Origin of the sequence: Arthrobacter sp. SW1 (assembly GCF_001766675.1) — a bacterium.
Taxonomy (GTDB): domain Bacteria; phylum Actinomycetota; class Actinomycetes; order Actinomycetales; family Micrococcaceae; genus Arthrobacter.
On the sequence record NZ_MJLT01000039.1, the window covers coordinates 1 to 1,781 of the forward strand.

Genomic DNA, 1,781 nt, shown 5'->3' on the forward strand with positions numbered 1-1,781 from the left:
GCCGCCGCGCACCGCGCCTTTGATGGCCGAGGCCAGGCCGAAGTGGCTGCCGGAGGATTCGATGACGACGTCGGCCTCGACGGCGGCGATCGCCTCGGCGTCGTCTCCCTTGAGGACCTCGTCCGCACCGACCGCGCGCGCGATTTCGAGCGGTTTGTCGTGCATGTCCACGGCGGTGATTTTCGCCGCGCCGGCGCGTTTCAGGACGGCGACGACGAGGGCACCGATCGGGCCGCTGCCGATGACCAACGCCGTTTTGCCGGCAACGTCCCCGGCCCGGGCAACGGCGTGCCAGGCCACGCTGGCCGGCTCGACCAGCGCCGCGGTACGCAGCGGCAGGCCAGCCGGAAGTTCCCGCAGCATGCGTGCCGGAAGGGTGGCGTAGCGGCTGAAGGCACCGTCGGTGTGAGGGTGGCGCGCGGCGCTGCCCAGATAGGTGCACCCCGGGGACAGGTTGGGCCGGTCCTGCGGATACCTCGCCTCCCCCGGCCCGGGCGTCGCCGGGTGCACGGCCACCCGGGTGCCGGCCACCGGTCCGCTGCCGTCCGCGGCCGCACGCACCACGGTGCCGACGATTTCGTGGCCGAGGACCATCGGATCCTTCAGGATGGATTCACCCGCGGCCCCATGCATCCAGTAGTGCAGGTCCGAACCGCAGATCCCGCCGTAGGCGATCTCGACGACGGCCTCATCCGCCGCCGGAGCCTTCAACGGGACGTCTTCGATGCGGAGGTCGCCCGCGGCGTGCGCGACGACGGCCGGCCCGGACTGTGGCAGTTCGGTGCAGGGCCATTCGAAGCCGGGCATCAGACCACCACCGTCATTCCGCCGTCGACGAAGATCGTCTGGCCGTTGACGAAGTTGGAGGCATCCGAGGCCAGCCACACCGCCGGGCCAGCAAGGTCCCCCACCGTGCCCCAGCGGTGGGCCGGGGTGCGGCCCAGGATCCAGGAATTGAAGTCGGGGTCGTCCACCAGGTTCTGGGTCATCTCGGTGTGGATGTAGCCCGGGGCGATGCCGTTGATCTGCAGTCCGGAGCCGGCCCATTCGGCGGTCATGGCACGGGTGAGGTTCCGCAGCCCGCCCTTGGCCGCGACATACGGAGCGATCGTAGGACGGGCCAGGTCCGTCTGCACGGAGCAGATGTTGATGATCTTGCCCCGGCCCCGGGGGACCATGTGGCGGGCTGCTTCGCGGCCTACCAGGAAAGCGCTGGTCAGGTCCGTAGTGAGGACGCGCTCCCAGTCCTTGACGTCCAGTTCCAGCATCGGCACCCGGTGCTGGATACCGGCATTGTTCACCAGGATGCCCAAGGGCCCGACGTTCTCCTCCACCCAGGACACACCACGGGCCGCCTCGACATCGCTGGTGACATCGAACGCACAGCTATGGACCCGGCCCGGGGCGAAATCCGCCGCCAGCGCGGCCTCGGCCGCCTTCAACCGCTCAACGTTGATGCCGTTCAGCACCACCGTCGCGCCGGCATCCGCCAGCCCGCGCGCCAAGGCGTTGCCGATGCCGCGGCTGGAACCCGTCACCAAAGCCACCCGCCCGGTGAGATCGAAAAGCGTATTCATGGTCAGCAGCTCCTTCGCCGCGTGGGTTGGTGGTTATCGGTCCGTTGTGTCCAGGAAGGGGCCGCGCTGTACGAGGTTCGCCGGGGCGTGGCCCTTAGCCAGAGCTTCGAGCTGCCGCCGCAGGAGCTTGAGGATCCGCGGTTCGAAGGCGGAGGCGTTGCCACCTACGTGCGGGGTGATCAGTGCATTGGGTGTTGACCACAG

2 protein-coding genes are annotated in these 1,781 nt (G+C 69.2%); both read right to left on the reverse strand.

The genetic code is table 11. From position 1 onward, the window contains the following. Window positions 1-807, reverse strand: an 807-nt coding sequence (locus BIU82_RS13350) for an alcohol dehydrogenase catalytic domain-containing protein (RefSeq protein ID WP_070349962.1), incomplete at its 3' end; no start/stop codon positions are given. Continuing rightward, complete coding sequence (locus tag BIU82_RS13355; RefSeq protein WP_070349963.1) at window positions 807-1,577, reverse strand: SDR family oxidoreductase; 771 nt, start codon at window positions 1,575-1,577, stop codon at window positions 807-809. The genes BIU82_RS13355 and BIU82_RS13350, both read right to left, overlap by 1 nt. Window positions 1,578-1,781 lie beyond the last annotated feature (204 nt).